The organism is Caballeronia sp. HLA56 (assembly GCF_054655155.1).
The window spans coordinates 2,188,077-2,202,626 of sequence record NZ_BAAHOB010000005.1 but is presented as its reverse complement, the minus strand read 5'-3'; the positions used below and the strand labels follow the sequence as shown (position 1 = coordinate 2,202,626).

Annotated in this window: 14 protein-coding genes; 8 read left to right on the top strand and 6 right to left on the bottom strand. The window is 62.4% G+C overall.

The genetic code is table 11. The annotated features are described in order from the left end of the window. Window positions 1-239 precede the first annotated feature (239 nt). Together bamC and ACYQ47_RS29865 are read left to right on the top strand one after the other, a co-directional pair. Window positions 240-1,433, top strand: coding sequence for an outer membrane protein assembly factor BamC (bamC, locus tag ACYQ47_RS29870; RefSeq protein WP_244827724.1), 1,194 nt, complete (start codon window positions 240-242; stop codon window positions 1,431-1,433). Window positions 1,434-1,890: 457 nt separating this feature from the next. After that, window positions 1,891-2,181 (top strand): putative quinol monooxygenase, encoded by a 291-nt coding sequence (locus ACYQ47_RS29865; protein WP_244827725.1) that lies wholly within the window; start codon window positions 1,891-1,893, stop codon window positions 2,179-2,181. A gap of 39 nt (window positions 2,182-2,220) precedes the next feature. On the opposite strand, the gene ACYQ47_RS29860 is transcribed toward ACYQ47_RS29865, so the two are convergent. From ACYQ47_RS29860 to ACYQ47_RS29850, 3 genes are all read right to left on the bottom strand, one after another. Further along, window positions 2,221-2,481 (bottom strand): DNA-binding protein, encoded by a 261-nt coding sequence (locus ACYQ47_RS29860; protein WP_459909374.1) that lies wholly within the window; start codon window positions 2,479-2,481, stop codon window positions 2,221-2,223. A gap of 167 nt (window positions 2,482-2,648) precedes the next feature. Next, the gene (aceB, locus tag ACYQ47_RS29855; protein ID WP_459908325.1) at window positions 2,649-4,265 is read right to left on the bottom strand and encodes a malate synthase A; all 1,617 of its coding nucleotides are present in this window, start codon (window positions 4,263-4,265) and stop codon (window positions 2,649-2,651) included. A 55-nt stretch (window positions 4,266-4,320) separates the two neighbouring features. Then, window positions 4,321-5,088, bottom strand: coding sequence for a haloacid dehalogenase type II (locus ACYQ47_RS29850; RefSeq protein WP_459908323.1), 768 nt, complete (start codon window positions 5,086-5,088; stop codon window positions 4,321-4,323). Window positions 5,089-5,226: 138 nt separating this feature from the next. On the opposite strand from ACYQ47_RS29850, the gene ACYQ47_RS29845 reads away from it, so the two are divergent. Continuing rightward, window positions 5,227-6,129 (top strand): LysR family transcriptional regulator, encoded by a 903-nt coding sequence (locus ACYQ47_RS29845; RefSeq protein ID WP_250464455.1) that lies wholly within the window; start codon window positions 5,227-5,229, stop codon window positions 6,127-6,129. A 67-nt stretch (window positions 6,130-6,196) separates the two neighbouring features. Further along, window positions 6,197-6,631: a universal stress protein gene (locus ACYQ47_RS29840; protein WP_244827729.1), complete on the top strand. Its 435-nt coding sequence runs from the start codon at window positions 6,197-6,199 to the stop codon at window positions 6,629-6,631. Window positions 6,632-6,716: 85 nt separating this feature from the next. Here the strand turns inward: ACYQ47_RS29840 and aceA are convergent, their stop codons facing one another. The 3 genes from aceA to ACYQ47_RS29825 form a co-directional block, all read right to left on the bottom strand. Beyond that, window positions 6,717-8,024: an isocitrate lyase gene (aceA, locus tag ACYQ47_RS29835; protein WP_244827730.1), complete on the bottom strand. Its 1,308-nt coding sequence runs from the start codon at window positions 8,022-8,024 to the stop codon at window positions 6,717-6,719. A gap of 385 nt (window positions 8,025-8,409) precedes the next feature. Beyond that, complete coding sequence (locus tag ACYQ47_RS29830; RefSeq protein WP_459908320.1) at window positions 8,410-10,056, bottom strand: DEAD/DEAH box helicase; 1,647 nt, start codon at window positions 10,054-10,056, stop codon at window positions 8,410-8,412. Between the two features lie 467 nt (window positions 10,057-10,523). Beyond that, complete coding sequence (locus tag ACYQ47_RS29825) at window positions 10,524-10,793, bottom strand: acyl-CoA-binding protein (protein WP_244827732.1); 270 nt, start codon at window positions 10,791-10,793, stop codon at window positions 10,524-10,526. 174 nt (window positions 10,794-10,967) lie between these two features. Here ACYQ47_RS29825 and tsaB point away from each other — a divergent pair, with 174 nt between their 5' ends. Genes tsaB through ACYQ47_RS29805 form a run of 4 tightly spaced genes read left to right on the top strand, consistent with a single transcriptional unit; the run spans window position 10,968 to window position 14,548 of the window. Further along, complete coding sequence (gene tsaB / locus ACYQ47_RS29820; RefSeq protein WP_459908317.1) at window positions 10,968-11,753, top strand: tRNA (adenosine(37)-N6)-threonylcarbamoyltransferase complex dimerization subunit type 1 TsaB; 786 nt, start codon at window positions 10,968-10,970, stop codon at window positions 11,751-11,753. Continuing rightward, window positions 11,750-12,244, top strand: coding sequence for a ribosomal protein S18-alanine N-acetyltransferase (gene rimI / locus ACYQ47_RS29815; protein ID WP_244827734.1), 495 nt, complete (start codon window positions 11,750-11,752; stop codon window positions 12,242-12,244). The genes tsaB and rimI overlap by 4 nt, the downstream gene beginning before the upstream one ends. After that, window positions 12,231-13,400: a uracil-DNA glycosylase gene (locus ACYQ47_RS29810; protein ID WP_459908315.1), complete on the top strand. Its 1,170-nt coding sequence runs from the start codon at window positions 12,231-12,233 to the stop codon at window positions 13,398-13,400. Before rimI ends, ACYQ47_RS29810 begins: the two co-directional genes overlap by 14 nt. After that, window positions 13,400-14,548, top strand: a complete 1,149-nt coding sequence (locus tag ACYQ47_RS29805; protein WP_459908313.1) for a DUF1853 family protein — start codon at window positions 13,400-13,402, stop codon at window positions 14,546-14,548. The genes ACYQ47_RS29810 and ACYQ47_RS29805 overlap by 1 nt, the downstream gene beginning before the upstream one ends. Window positions 14,549-14,550: the final 2 nt, after the last annotated feature.

The following is a 14,550-nucleotide window of genomic DNA, read 5'->3' as shown; positions in this document are numbered from 1 at the left end:
CGATCTAATGGCATGGGTGCATCCATGCCTTTTGACCGCAACAAAAGTGCATTCGCTGCCGATGGCAAATTGCCAACAAATATAGGCGACAAAAAGCATCCAGTTTCCGTGGATCAATATCGCGACGAGCGTCGCGGAAAACGAAACCAGCCTCTTTTTGCCAGAGACACCGCCAGACCGGTAAAATGCTGGGTTGATCCACGGAAGAACCCGTGGCGTTGCGGAAGGACTTTCCAGACATGACAGATTTTCGTGTAACCAGGCGGGTTGCTGCGGTCGTCGCAGTGGCAGGAATCGTGGCGGGTTGCGGCACGTCTTCACCTAACGCGATCAACTACAAGAGCGATCAGCGCTCCAAGCAGGAAACCCTCGCGAATCCGCCGAACCTGCTCGACGAAGCCGTCGATCAGCGTTCGCTGCCGCCACAGGGCGGGCAGACATCCCTTTCCGATCTGCAGCAAGTCCAGAAGGTCGCACCCACCGCGCCCACGGTGGTGCCGCCAATCACGGGCATGCGCATTCAGCGCGATGGCGCCGAGCGCTGGCTCGTCGTCGACGACCGCGCGCCCGATCAGGTCTGGCCGCAGATCCGCCGGTTCTGGCAAGAGCAGGGCTTCTTGCTCGTCGTCGATCAACGCGATAAAGGCGTGATGGAAACCGACTGGAACGAAACGCATCCGCAAATTTCAGATGGCCTGATTCGCGACACGCTCTCCAAGGCCACGGGCAATTCCTATGTCACGGCCGAGCGCAACAAATACCGCACGCGTCTCGAAGCGGCGCCCAACGGCGGTACGTACGTGTTCATCAGCCAGAAGGGCATGCGTGAAGCGTTGACCGGCGTAAACAACGACACGAGCCAGTGGCAGGCGCGTCCGAACGACCCCGCGCTCGAAAACGAATACTTGCGCCGTCTGATGACTTCGCTTACCAACGCGGACACGCGTCAAGCGGGCGGCACGTCTTTGCCGGGCGCGACCGCCGCGGCGGCGAGCGCCAAGGCTGGCGACAAGAAGGCTGCATCGGTTGCCGCGCAGAACGCGGCCAACGCAGGCAACAGCCCCATTCGCAACGAAGCCGTACCCGAAGCCACGACATCGGAACTGACCCTGCCCGAAGCCTACGACCGCGCGTGGCTGCGCGTGGGCATCGCGCTGGATCGGGCGAACTTCACCGTGGACGATCGCGACCGTGGGCGTGGCGTCTACTACGTGCGTTACGTCGATCCGAACGACAAGACATCGGCCGAGCAGGGCTTTTGGAGCCAAGTGTTCCACGGCCGCAAGGAAATGGTCGCGAAGCAATATCAGGTCAACGTGCGCGCGGTCACCGAACAGCAAACACGCGTCGCAATCGTCGACGACAAAGGTCAGCTCGATTCGTCGCCACAAGCGCGACAGATCATGGCCTTGTTGGCCGGTCAGATCGGCTGAACATCGCGTTCGCAGCCTTCGGGCTCTCATCGTGTGCAAACCGCCTTGTCATCGAGGCGGTTTTTTTTCGTCAACCTTTCTCGGCGCGACAAGTTAAGCCGATAGCGAAAAAATCGGTCGTGCGATTGAACGCATATGCGAGCGTTCCGCGCTTATTGCGCAGAGGATTCTTTCTATCGCGCTATGTGCGCAAAAGCTTATAGAAAACGACCGAGCGGACAGTACATTACGTCATCGGCGAACACGGCACCGCGAAGCGCCGGTACAGGACAAACGAATAATGGTTCGCGTTCTCGCGAACCCCGATGGCCCCGTCGCCTATCCTCGTAGGGCGACGGTTTTTACCCGCGTTTCATTCGGAACGCGGGTTTTTTCTTTGTGGATCGAAAACGGCAGAGTGCGCCGCGCGCGGTTATGCTTCGCGTTCCATCCCAACATTGAAACGAGGAGAACGCTTATGTCGGAAGTCGCAGTCGTCGCTATTTTTGTCGCGAAGCCAGGCAAGGAAGAGGAACTCAGGAAAGTGCTCGAAGCGAATGTCGAGCCGACTCGCAAGGAACGCGGTGCGTTGCAATACGACTTGCATCGCGATGTGAAGGAACCGCGCCGCTTCATCTTCGTCGAGCGTTGGGAAAGCGAAGAGGCACTCGCCGAGCACGGCAAGTCCGCGCATATCCAGGCGTTTCGCGCCAAGTCGCCGGAACTGGCCGAGCACGGCGAGGTTCACGTCGCAGGCAAGATTCTCTGAACTGCGGCGTGAATGAACGGCGCGGATGCCGTTGGGTCGTTAGTGCGTTTCGTGCGGGACGTCGAGGATCAGAATGATGGTCCAGTCCGCATCGCCGTCGTGATGATATTGACGCTCGGCCACGATAAACGGTTGCTGTTTGCCTGACGGCCCGAGGAAAAGCACATCGCCTTCCATCGGCAGACATTCGACCGGCGGCAGTGCCAGATAGGCGTCCTTGCTGGCGTTGCGCGGCATCAGTTTCTCGATTTTGCGCGATGCCGCCTCGGTCCATTCGATATCGATCTGGATATTGCTCATGCTGTCGTTCGCACGGTCAGTGCGCTCCACGGTTGAATCGTTAAAAAGACGATGCGCAATGTAGCACACGCCATGCGCGATTCGTTCGCCACGTCTCAATGAACAAACGGCCCGCAGGCCGTTTGTTCGCAATGCACGTTCGCGATGAACGACTCAACCTTCGCGGGTCAGATCGCCTCGTAAAGCGGCAGGGTCAAAAATTCGGTGAACTGCGCCGAAGTCGACATCTCTTCGAAGATCTTGGCCGCGCGTTCGTAAGGCTTGGTATCGCTGCCCGCGCCGCCGACCAACTGCTTCACCTTCTCGAGTTCGTCGATGGTGATCTCCCGCACCATCGCTGCCGTGACCTTGCGGCCATCGTCGAGCTTGCCCTTCGGCGAACGAATCCACTGCCACACTTGCGAACGCGAAATCTCGGCGGTCGCGGCATCTTCCATCAGATTATGGATCGGCACGCAGCCATTGCCCGCGAGCCACGAACCGAGATAGTGAATGCCCACGTTCACGTTATTGCGCAAACCGGCTTCGGTGATTGGCTCTTCGGGACGGAAATCGAGCAGATCGTGTGAGCTCACCTGTACGTCGTCACGTTGCTTCGCGATCTGATTCGGCTTGTCGCCGAGCACTTTCACGAATTCTTCCATCGCAATGGGCACGAGTCCCGGATGCGCAACCCAGCCGCCGTCGTAACCGTCGGTGGCATCGCGCGCCTTGTCGGAACGTACGCCGCCCATCGCTTTTTCGTTCGCGGCGGGATCGTTCTTGATCGGAATCAGCGCCGCCATGCCGCCGATAGCCGGCGCATTGCGCTTGTGGCACGTCTTCAGCAATTCGAGCGCATATGCGCGCATGAAGGGCACGGTCATCGTGATCTTGGCGCGATCGGCGAGGCAGAAGTTTGGATCGTTCTTGAACTTCTTGATCGCGGAAAAGATGTAATCCCAGCGGCCTGCGTTCAGGCCGGAGCTATGTTCGCGCAGTTCGTACAGAATCTCGTCCATTTCAAAGGCGGCGAGAATGGTTTCGACCAGCACGGTCGCGCGAATCGTCCCGCGCGCAATGCCCACGCTTTCCTGCGCCGCGATGAAGATGTCGTTCCACAGACGCGCTTCGAGATGGCTCTCCATCTTCGGCAGATAGAAGTAAGGGCCGCTGCCGCGCGCGATCAGTTCCTTCGCGTTGTGGAACAGGAACAGCGCGAAGTCGAAGATGCCGCCCGAGACGCGCTCGCCATCGACCGTCACGTGTTTCTCATCCAAATGCCAGCCGCGCGGACGCACGATCAACGTGGCGACCTGGTCGTTGAGCTTGTATGACTTGCCGTTCTGTTCGAGCGAGATGGTGCGGCGCACGGCCTCCATCAGATTGAGCTGGCCGGTGATCTGGTTGTCCCAACTCGGCGCGTTCGAATCCTCGAAGTCGGTCATGTAAGAATCCGCGCCGGAGTTGAGCGCGTTGATGATCATCTTGCGCTCGACCGGACCGGTGATCTCCACGCGACGGCATTGCAGGTCCTTCGGCAACGGCGCCACTTTCCAGTCGCCTGCGCGAATCGATTCGGTCGATGCGAGGAAGTCGGGACGCTCGCCTGCGTCGAGCCGCCGGGTACGGTCGATACGCGCGGCGAGCAGTTCGCGGCGACGCGGCTCGAAACGGCGATGCAGCGATGCAACGAGCGCGAGCGCCTCGGGCGTGAGGACGGTTTCGAAGCCCGGCTTGATCTCGGCCGCGATGCGCATGCCTTCGGGCAACGAGAGCGGATGCGATTGCGATGTCTGCGTCATGTTCAAATCTCCTTGGTCGGTCAGACGGTTTTGCTTGTAGCGGTAAAGCGGTAAATCAGTTGCGCGGCGCCCGGCGCGCACCACGTAAGGGAATGTCCTGTGGCTTGCATCCACCTTCGACGAATTCGATCAGTTCGGCCATGCCGCGTCCCGTTGCACGTGGCGCGAGCCCGAGTTCTTCAACCGGCAAGCCGGCGCGATTGATCCAGAACGTCGTGTAGCCGAACCAGGTCGCGCCCGCGATATCCCAGCCGTTCGACGACACGAACACGATCTCGCGCGCCGCCGCGCCGAAAGCGCGCGTGCCGAGTTCGTACGCGGCGGCGGCGGGCTTGTAGGCGCGCACCGCATCGACGGAAAGCACGTGGTCGAAGAGGCCCGTCATGCCCGCGCTTTTGATGGCGATATCGAGCATCGGCGGATTGCCGTTGGACAGGATCGCGAGGGGAATGCCTGCGCGCTCGCGCCATTGTTTGAGCGCGGTCACGGTATCGGGGAACGCGGACAGGCAGGCGTATTCGTCCATCAGACGCTTCTCGGCGGCGCTGGTGAGCGCATCGGCAAGACCGAGGCGGGCGGCGGCGTGGCGCAGGGCATCGATCGTGATGTCCCAGAACGGCGCGTAATGGCTACCCGACGGATCGGCGAGCGTGCGCAACTGCGTGTATTCGATCTGCTTTTGCCGCCAAAGCTGCGAGAGCGGTTCGCCCTTGCCGGGAAACAGTTGCTCGGCCACCGAGACGACCGAGTGAACGTCGAAGAGCGTGCCGTAGGCGTCGAAAATCACTGCGCGGGGAGATGGGTGTGTCGTTATGGCCGACATAGCCGTGCGCTCCATGTAGAGGTCGGGTTGGATTGTATTGGTGATCGTAGTGAAGGAAAAAGCATCGCCGGATCACTTGATCTTTTACTTTTTAATACCTAATCTGAGCGCGAGTCCCGCATTTGACGAAAAAAACGCATGGATCGATTCAAGCAGATTGAGACGTTCGCGGCCGTCGCGGCAAAAGGCAGCTTGTCGGCGGCGGCGCAGGCGGAAGGCATCGCGCCCGCGGTGATCGGCAGGCGGCTCGACGCGCTGGAAGAACGGCTCGGCGTCAAGCTGCTCGTGCGCACGACGCGCAAGATCACGCTGACGTTCGAAGGCTCGGCGTTTCTCGAAGACTGCCAGCGCATCATCAACGACATGCAGAACGCGGAATCGAGCGTGTCGGCGGGCGGCGTGAAGGCGAGCGGGCATCTGCGCGTGTCGGCGCCGGCGGGCTTCGGGCGGCGTCACGTCGCGCCGCTCGTGCCGAAATTCACGACGCTGCATCCGGACGTTTCCGTGAGCCTCGATCTCACCGACCGCATGGTCGATCTCGTCAACGAAGGCTTCGACTGCGCCGTGCGTCTCGGCGAGTTGCCGGATTCGTCGCTCGTGTCGCTCAAACTCGGCGAGAACCGGCGCGTGTGCGTGGCGTCGCCCGACTATCTCGCGAAATTCGGTGAACCCGCGGACCTCGCGGCGCTTGCGCATCACAACTGTCTCGCGCTTGGGGCATCGGCGAATCAGCAGCGCGGCTGGGTGTTTCAGCAAGATGGCAAGGTAGTGACGATCAAAGTCTCCGGCACGATGGAGTGCTCGGACGGCGCCGTGCTGCACGAGTGGTGCATGGAAGGGCGCGGGCTCGCGTGGCGGTCGTGGTGGGAGGTGGGCGAGGATATCGGCGCGGGACGCCTCGAGAGCGTGCTCGATGCGTTCGCCGCGCCGCCTATCGGCATCCACGCCGTTTTTCCGCAACGCCGGCACTTGCCGTTGCGTGTGCGTCTTTTTCTCGATCTGCTCAAGCATACGTATAACGCTTCGGGATACTGGGGATGAACCGCCCTTGATCGCGCGTTTGCGGCACTAGAATGAAAGCACGCACCGACGCCCGAAGGAGGACGCCATGTTCAAACACATCCTTGTGCCGACGGACGGTTCCGAACTGTCGCAAAAGGCCATCGACGGCGCGATCGACCTCGCGCAATCCGTTGGCGCACGCATCACGGCTTACGCGTGCCTGCCGCAATACCCTTATTCGCCTTTCGCCGATGTCGCCGTCGAACCACCCGACGACTTCCACACGCGCGCCGAACGCGAAGCCCGCGATCATCTGCGCGCCGTCGAACGCGCGGCGATCGCGGCAGGCGTGGCGTGCGACAGCGTGACGAGCATCGACGCGGCGCCGTATATCGGCATCATCGAGGCGGCGGAGGGCAACGGCTGCGACGTGATCCTGATGGCCTCGCACGGCAGACGCGGGCTCGGCAGTCTCCTGATCGGCAGCGAGACACAGCGCGTGCTCACGCATACCAAGATTCCGGTCATCGTCTATCGGTGACAGGTCACGGTGAAATGAAAAACGGCGGCCATGTCGCCACGGCCGCCGTCGGTTTCACTGCGCTCCCTGATTCAGCCTGCCGCTTTTACGCGACCTTTTTGTCGAAGAACTGCTCGTCTTCCGTCGATCCATGCAGCGCGGTCGTCGATGCGTCGCGTTCGACCGTTTGCGTGACGGCATCGAAATAGCCGGTGCCCACTTCGCGTTGATGCTTGACCGCCGTGAAACCCTTGTCGGCGGCAGCGAATTCGGCTTGCTGCAGTTCGACGAATGCGCTCATCTGCGAGCGGGCGTAGCCGTGCGCGAGGTTGAACATCGAATAGTTCAGCGCGTGGAAACCCGCGAGCGTGATGAACTGGAACTTGTAGCCCATTGCGCCGAGTTCGCGCTGGAACTTGGCGATGGTCGCGTCGTCCAGATTCTTCTTCCAGTTGAACGACGGCGAGCAGTTGTACGAGAGCATCTTGCCCGGGAACTGCTTGTGGATGGCTTCGGCGAATTTCTTCGCGTATTCCAGGTCCGGCTTGCCGGTTTCGCACCATACGAGGTCCGCATACGGCGCGTAGGCGAGGCCGCGCGACACTGCCTGATCCAGCCCCGGACGCGTGCGATAGAAGCCCTCCACGGTGCGCTCGCCGGTCAGGAACGGCTTGTCGTTGTCGTCGATGTCGGACGTGACGAGATCGGCGGCTTCGGCATCCGTGCGCGCAATGACGAGCGTCGGCGTGCCGCAGACGTCGGCGGCGAGACGCGCGGCCGTCAGCTTCGCGACGTTCTCACGCGTGGGCACCAACACCTTGCCTCCCATGTGGCCGCACTTTTTCACCGACGCCAACTGGTCCTCGAAGTGCACGCCCGCTGCGCCGGCTTCGATCATCGCCTTCATCAGTTCGAAGGCGTTGAGCACGCCGCCGAAACCGGCTTCGGCATCCGCGACGATCGGCGCGAAGTAATCGACGTAGCCAGCATCGCCCGGATTCTTGCCTTCGGACCATTGAATCTGATCAGCGCGCGTAAGCGTGTTGTTGATGCGCTTCACGACGAGGGGCACCGAGTTCGCCGGATACAACGACTGATCCGGATACATCTCGCCCGCGACATTGGCATCGCCCGCGACTTGCCAGCCGGACAGGTAGATGGCCTTGAGGCCGGCTTTCACCTGCTGCATCGCCTGATTGCCAGTCAATGCGCCAAGCGCGTTGACGAACGGCTCTTCATGAATCGACGCCCACAGCTTTTCAGCGCCACGCCGCGCGAGCGTGTGCTCGACCGGCACGGAGCCGCGCAGACGCACCACGTCCTCCGCCGAATAGCTGCGCTTGACACCTTTCCAGCGCGAATCCGTTTCCCATTCCTGATGGAGTTGTTGGGCTTGCTGTTGACGTGAGGTCATGGCGTTTCTCCTTGAGATTGAACTGAGTTCCTTGGCGATTTGAGCTTCGTGCGCCGACGTCGGCGGCTTCGTTTGCTCAACTCTTATATAAGAGTCTAGGCAAATTGCCGCCCGCAACACAGTCCCTGCAGAGAGATTTGCGTATAAATATTTTCGTTAAAATACAGGGAGATGGAATAATATTTCCACGATGCGAAATACGGTTTTCCATCTTGCAATGCCCGACGTTGTGCCGCGCAGCACGTCTTTTGCGACGCAAAAGATCATTGCACATCGTGAAATATGGCGAGCGGACGAAAAAAAACCGACGCGCGAGGCATCGGTTTTTTTTGTGCTATCGGGCAAACGGCTTTTATAGCCGCTCTGCCCTTTAAGCGATCAAGGCTTAGCTGCCGCGGCGCGGGGCGCGCGGACCATCGCTGCGGCGGGCGAAACCGTCGCGCTGGCCACCGAAACCGCCATCGCGCGAACCGCCACGATAACCGCCTTCGCTGCCGCCGGCGTTGGTGCCGCGATAGCCGCCGCCTTCACCGTGATAACCGCCTTCGCGCGAACCGGTGCTCGGCTTGTTACCGTATCCGCTGGCGTTGGATGCGCCGTAGCCACGGCCACCGCCGTTACCGCTGCCGCCATTGCCACCGCCGCTGCCGAAGCGACGACCGCCGCCATTGCCGCCGCCCGGACGACCACGGCCGCCAGCGCCGCCACCGAAACCACCCTTAGGCGGCGACTTGCGCGGCTCGAAGCCGACCACGACGTTCACCGGCAGCGGCGAACGCACGAAGCGCTCGATACGCTTCAGCGCGCCGATTTCAGCGTAATGCACGAGGCTCACCGCGATGCCGCTGCGGCCCGCGCGACCCGTGCGGCCGATACGGTGCACGTAGTCTTCCGCGAACTTCGGCAAATCGTAGTTGAACACGTGCGTGATGCCGGGAATGTCGATACCGCGTGCAGCCACGTCGGTCGCGACCAGCACGCGAACGCGCTTTTCTCGCAGCGCGCGGATCGTGCGATTGCGTGCGCCTTGCGGCAGGTCGCCGTGCAATGCGGCGGAATCGAAGCCAGCGTCCGACAGACGGTTGGCGATCAGGTCCGCGTCGCTCTTGGTCGCCGTGAAGACGATTGCCTGATCGAGGCCTTCGTCGCGCAGCAAATGGTCGAGCAGACGATCCTTGTGATCGCGGTCATCGACGTAATGCACGTGTTGCGCGATGTTGTCACGCGCTTCGAGCTTCTGAACGATCTCGATGCGCTCCGGGTCCTTCAACAGACGGCCGGTGAGCGAAGCGATCTTGCCGTCGATGGTGGCCGAGAACAGCAGCGTCTGACGCGAAGCCGGCGTGGCGGCAACGATCGTTTCGATGTCGTCGATGAAGCCCATGTCCAGCATGCGGTCGGCTTCGTCGAGCACGAGCATGTCGAGAGTCGACAGGTCGATACGGCCACGTTCGAGGTGATCGATCAAGCGACCCGGCGTGGCGACGAGAATCTCAGGGTTCTTCGCAAGCAGCATCAATTGCTGGCCGTAAGCCACGCCGCCGAGAATGCTGACCGTACGCAGACGCTTCAGATGACGGCCATAGGTCGTCGCGGCAGCGGAAACCTGCATGGCGAGTTCGCGGGTCGGCGTGAGCACGAGCAGACGCGGGCGCGCGACGGGTTGCTGACGGCGCACCGGCTTGGCATTCGGGTCACGCGGGGCGCGCGGTTGCTGCGCCTGGAGCTTTTCCATTTGCGCGAATTTTTCGATGGCGGGCAGCATGAACGCGGCCGTCTTGCCCGAACCGGTCGGGCTGGAGACGAGCAGATCGCGGCCGGCGAGCGCTGCGGGAATCGCGCGCTGCTGAACCGGCGTCGGCGACTGATAGCCTGCGGCGGTCAGCGCGGAGACGATGTCGGCGGACAGGCCAAGCGACTCGAACGTCGGGCCTTCGGGTTGTGCCACGGCTTGTACTGCGGGTGCTGCGGGGAGGTCTAGTGCTTGTGCTGCGATGTTGTCCAACGGGCTGGGGGTAATGCTCGAAGTCATGTCGATCCTTGAAACGGGAAATGAGGCGTCGGCGCCAATCGGCATACCCAGGTCGTTGGATTCAGCGAGCGAAGAAACAGCGAGCAAATCGAAAAACGGGGGCCACTCGCACGCATAAGCGGCGAGAATCTTTTTAGAAGCTGTATAGGATACGGCAGACCCGAGGGGCGCTGACGTCAGCCTGATGCATGACGGGCCGATAGATGCGAACAACACAACGCGCTAATACAACACGCAGACGGCCTGGCAGGGAGGGGACAGTTTCTAAACTGGATTGGGGCAAAACGCTACGAAACGCTTTGTTGCTCGGAGGATCACCGATCTTGCTTGGGTCTTTCTCGGGTGATGCAACTTACAGTCAAGCGCTGACCGCTAGTATATCGTAGTTTGTTGCACCGCGCCACATGATGAAGCATCTGCGCGCCAATTTCGGGCATTAAAGCGCGCCGGCATACTTGGTTCGTGAATTAGTCAGCGTCGCCGCGTCTGAGCGAATCGACCAATTCCACGTAACGCCGCTTGGCGTCGTCGGCGGGTGTGCCTTTGAGCGCGGCCCAGGCTTCGTACTTGTACTTGCCGGCGATATCGGTGAAGCCTGGCTTGTCGCCTTGAACGTCGCCGAGACTGCCTTGCTTGAATAGCGCATACAGGCGCAGCAGCGTGAGATTGCCGGGGCGCTCGGTCAACTGCGTGACATCATTCTGCGCCTGGGCGAATTGCTGATCGATCTCGGTCATGTGCGTTTCTCCTGCGAGTCTTTGGGCTGCCGATCTTAGCAAGCGCATTCTCCGAATGGGTCGAGGTTTTCTTCGAACCGAGCGAAGCCTCCAGAGACCACGCATCGCCGAAAACGCGTCGCGCCGATTCAGATGGCGCGAAAGCGTCGCGGGTCCCGCATTACAATACCGGCTATGACACGCACCGTTCTGCTCGCCCTCGATACCTCGACGGAGTTCTGCTCCGTTGCGCTCTTGCTCGCCAATTCTTCTTCTCCTTCCGATACCGTCGCCCCGCAATACCTACACGACGATCTACGCGTCTGGTATCGCCACGAGGCGACGGGCGCGGTATCCAGCACGCGGCTGCTGCCCGCGGTGCGCGAGTTGTGCGAGGACGCTGGCGTCACGCTTGCCGAATGTTCGGCGATCGCGTTCGGCGCGGGTCCGGGCTCGTTCACGGGATTGCGCACCGCGACAGGCGTCGCGCAGGGTTTGGCGTTCGGCTTGAACGTGCCGGTCGTGCCCGTGAGCACGCTCTTCGCATGCGCACAAGCGGCGCGCCTGCACGACGCAGCGCTGCCAGCGCGCGTGCTCGTCGCACTCGATGCACGCATGGACGAAGTCTACTGGGCCGACTTCGAGTTCGACGATGCAACGGGCGCGTGGCGCACGCTGCATCCCGCATCGCTCGATGCACCGGCGGCCGTACCGCTTCCCGATGTCCCCTTTGCGCTCGCGGGCAACGCCGCAACGGCTTTTGGCGAGCGTTTTCCCGCGCTTGCAGCCGCGACGGTCGTCGATCGTCATGCCTTGCCGCACGCGCTTCCCGTCGCGCTGATCGCGCTTCGCGAATGGCGCGCGGGACGGGCGATTGCACCTGAACTCGCCGCACCCGACTATATCCGCGACAAGGTGGCGCAGACGACGGCGGAGCGCATGCAGGCGCGCGCCGCATCGGGCGACGGGGCGCTGCGGTGAGCGGCGTGCTGCTGGCGGACCGGTATCTGACGCCGATGACCGAGGCCGATCTCGACGAAGTCGCCGCCGTCGAAAAGATGGCGTACGAGTTTCCGTGGAGCCGCGGCAATTTTCAGGACTCGTTGCGCAATGGTTATTACGGCGTGTGCTTGCGGCATGTGACGGGCACGCTCATCGGCTATTGCGTGCTGATGCCGGTCGTCGATGAAATGCATCTGCTCAACCTGTGCGTCGCGCCGAGTGCGCAGCGCGCTGGAGCGGGGCTCACGCTGTTGCGCGAGGCGGTGCGCATCACGCGTACGGAAAAGCTCGAAGGCGTGTTGCTCGAAGTGCGGCCGTCGAACCCGCGTGCCATTCAGCTTTACGAGCGCTTTGGCTTCGTGGCCATCGGGCGCCGGAAAAATTATTATCCCGCGCGGCACCGTTCGCGCGAGGACGCAATCGTCATGCGTCTGTCGTTTCCGAAGGAGAGTGCGCATGGCGCTCGATGATCTGCTTGTGGAAGAACTCGGCTTCGGGCCGGTGTGGGTGCGGCGGCGGGTGAGCGAGGCGGGTGGCGCGTCTTCGGCTTCCTTGACGTTGCCATCGGAAGTTGCAGTCGAGGCGCGGCTTTCGCGTTCGTCGCGTGGCGAAGTGGCAAGTCCGGATGCGGACGAGGCGGCATCGTTGGCTTCGAAAACATCGGAGGCGCGGTTGACGCCTCTTCCGGCGGCCAATCCACGCGACGCATCAGCGACGCGTCGGGGAGATGTGGCGAGCCCAACCTCGCGCGATTCGCTGCCGAACCAAGCGCCTGAAGGTCTTGCGCAAGACGCATCGCCTGATGCCTTGGCCCACCAACCGCGCTTACGCGAAGCCGAAGCCGAAGCCGAAGCCGTCACTCGCGCCGATCGCGAACCGGCACGCGCCGCACGCGAACCAAGCCCGCCTCAAGACCACGAAGCCCCTTTCGAAGCCTACGACGATCTCCCGTGGACCGACGATGCGCCGTTTTACGCACCGTCGCCCGCCGCAGCCGACGCCCCGAGCGACATCCATACGCTCGATTGGGACACGCTCGCCGCGCGCGTTGCCGGTTGCGAACGTTGCCGCCTGTGCGAGCGCCGCACCAACACGGTGTTCGGCGTCGGCGACCGCGAAGCGGATTGGCTGCTCATCGGCGAGGCGCCCGGCGAGAACGAGGACAAGGAAGGCGAACCGTTCGTCGGCCAGGCCGGCAAGCTGCTCGACAACATGCTGCGCTCGCTCGAACTGTCGCGCGAGTCGAACGTCTTCATCACCAACGTGTTGAAGTGCCGTCCGCCCGGCAATCGCAATCCGGAACCCGAGGAAGTCGCGCGCTGCGAGCCTTATTTGCAACGTCAGGTCGAGCTCGTCAAGCCGAAGATCATCGTCGCGCTCGGGCGCTTCGCGGCGCAGAGTCTTCTCAAGACGGACGGCAGCATCGCGTCGATGCGCGGCCGCGTGCATGAATATCGCGGCGTGCCGGTGGTGGTCACGTATCACCCCGCGTATCTGCTGCGCAGCCTGCCCGACAAGGCCAAGGCCTGGGCGGATCTGTGCCTCGCGCGCGGCACGTACCGGGATGCGCTCGCCGCGCTCGGCGTCGAGGCGGGCGCGCAGGAAGGACGAAAGGGCGGCCGCTGATGTCGGCGCCATCGCCGGATTTCGCGCGCATCGTCGATGGTTTCGGCGACACGACGGTGCGGGATCTGGCGTGGCTGCTACTCTCGCCGGACTTGCTCGACGAGCATCATGCGGGCGCGCGGCTCGCTCATCCCTTCGACTCGGAAGCAATGCGGCGAACGACGCTCGCGTGGCTCGCCGAACTCGATGCCGCGCCCGACGCGCTCCACGCCCACACGCGCAACCCAAAGAGCACTCGGCTCGGCATCTATGCGGAAAGCCTGCTGGAATTCTTCCTGGCGCACGGGCCGGCGGCGCGCCTGATCGCCGCGAACGTGCAGATACGGCGTCAGCGTCGCACCATCGGCGAATGCGATTTTCTGCTCGAAACGGCGGACGGCGCGCGGCTGCATTGGGAACTCGCGGTGAAGTTTTATCTGCATATCGGCAAACCTGTCGCGCAAAGCGGTGGCGAGATCGACGCGCCGTCCGGTGCGCGTTTGCCGGATCGCTTCGTCGGTGAACACGCCGCGCAAGGCGGTGTCGATATCGACGCGTCGTCAGGCGCGCGTCTGCCAGGCCGCATTGTCGGTGAATGCGCCGAGCAAAACGTCGGCGCTGACGCCGCGTCGCCAAGTTCACGACTTTCCGACTACGTGGGACCGAACTTGCAGGATCGCTTCGATCTGAAACATGCGCGCTTGCTGACGCATCAGTCCACGCTGACGGCGCGTCCTGAGTTCATCGCGCTGGGTTACGAAGGACCGTGGGAGCCGCGCTTGTTCATCAAGGGGCGTCTCTTTTATCGCGATGAAGGCGTCGCGAGCGCGCCTGAAATCGGCGAGCAGCATTTGCGCGGCTGGTGGATGACGGCATCCGACTGGCGCGAGAAGCGTGGCACGGCAAGCAATGCCTGCGATGAGTGCGCGTGGATCGTGCAGCCACGACTCGCGTGGCTGGCTTCGCGGCGGCTCCGCGCAGACGATGCGAACGCGTTGTTGGCCGAGGCATCGGTGATTCATGCGCGTCTGCAAGAGATTGCCATGCCGACGATGATCGCGGCTTATCGACGCGATGAAGCGGGCAACTGGAGCGAGGAATCGCGCGGCTTCATCGTGCCGGACGACTGGCCGGAGCGCGCGCGGATCTTTGCGGCGGCGCGGTTATAGAG